This window comes from Methylophaga sp., from assembly GCF_965655755.1.
Taxonomy (GTDB): domain Bacteria; phylum Pseudomonadota; class Gammaproteobacteria; order Nitrosococcales; family Methylophagaceae; genus Methylophaga.
The window spans coordinates 107,720-109,248 of record NZ_CBFHHW010000005.1 but is presented as its reverse complement, the minus strand read 5'-3'; the positions used below and the strand labels follow the sequence as shown (position 1 = coordinate 109,248).

Below are 1,529 nucleotides of genomic sequence, written 5' to 3'. Positions count from 1 at the left end.
TTCTATTTGCTGGATAATTTTTTTGAGTTTGTTTGAGGGCATGATGTTAGTTATTCGTCAGTTTCATAGACAGAATTATAGTCAGGCTGGATACAAAAAAGGCACCCGAAGGTGCCTATCTTATGAAACGATGCTTTAGATTATTTTTCCAGCATGTTTTTAAGGTTTTCCAGACTGCTTGTGAAAAGACCTGTCACGGCATTGGTTGCGGCATCATCACCTAATTCAGCAGGTGGCTCATGGCTACCATGGTAGGCACGGAAGAATTTTGCCAGCCAGGTTACTTTGGTGCCGTCGTCTACAGCTTCAACGCTGACCCAGGCTTTGTACTTACCGACAGGGAAAGCTGGGACTTCATGCATCTCGCCATGGTCATCCACTTCACCGGCTTTGCTGATGTCAGTGATTTGGTACATATAGCTCATGGTTTCATCATCGAATTTTTTGAGCTTTTCAGAAACGGTTGCTCCGCCTTTTAAAGTCAGCGTGCGTGTTGCGCCTTTTTCATTACCACTGGCATCTGTGGCTTCAATCGCAGGGATCCAAGTGTGAGCGCTATCGAAATTTTTGACGGCATCCCATACAACAGCGGGTTCCGCATTGATAATAACGCTTTCTTCAACTTTTAAACGCGGTGCGCCATGTGAGTATGCCAGAGCGGGTAACAGAGCAAGGCTTAGTAACAAGCCTTTTAATAATTGCTTCATAATGAGTCCTAATATTTCAGTTAGTTATTTTTTTGCTGGAAACAGCAGCGCTCAAATTAGCAGCTTTTGTCATGGTGGACAATGTGAAAGACTCCTAAAGACGAATCGCACGTTCAACGGTAGCTTTATCAAGGTGGGCTGCAAAAAATTCAATAAACGCATACATATATCCGCGAAGATAACTGCCTTTACGTATACCCATATGCGTAATGCTGGGATTAAACAAATGTCTGGCATCTATGGCTTTGAGGGGTGTGTCTTTGTCCGGATCAAACGCCATACTGGCGATAATGCCGATACCCAGCTCCAGTTCAACATAGGTTTTGATGACATCGGCATCCGTTGCCGTGAAAACAACATTAGGATGTAAGCCTTGCTTAATAAAGGACTGATCCTGTTGTGCCCGTCCGGTAAATCCCATTACATACGTCAGAATAGGATAGTCAGCAAGTGCCTTCAGGGTCAGTTCAGACATCGCTAAAAGAGGATGATTTGGTGGAACAACAACGCAACGGTTCCATTCATAACAGGGCAGGATCGCCAGCTGTTCAAATTTTGATAAACCTTCTGTGGCAATGGCGATATCGACCTTTCCTGTAGCGGCCATTTCGGCGACTTCAGAAGGTGTTCCCTGCACCATGTTCAGGTGCACGTTGGGATAGTGTTGAGAGAAAGTTTTGATCGCTGAAGGCAGTGCATATCGGGCTTGAGTATGGGTGGTGCCTATAGATAATGTGCCGGTTTGATCACTCCGACTGTCTGCTGCAATCTGACGAATATTATCGACGTCTTGCAACACGCGTTCTGCCATTGCAATAACTG

At 45.1% G+C, this 1,529-nt stretch carries 2 protein-coding genes; both read right to left on the bottom strand.

Annotated elements, in window-relative coordinates; all coding sequences use genetic code 11:
- Positions 1-140 precede the first annotated feature (140 nt).
- Positions 141-707, bottom strand: a complete 567-nt coding sequence (locus tag ACTF5U_RS03410; protein WP_438970233.1) for an SRPBCC family protein — start codon at positions 705-707, stop codon at positions 141-143.
- 94 nt (positions 708-801) lie between these two features.
- The coding region (locus ACTF5U_RS03405; protein WP_438970232.1) for a LysR substrate-binding domain-containing protein at positions 802-1,529 on the bottom strand (728 nt) is incomplete at its 5' end.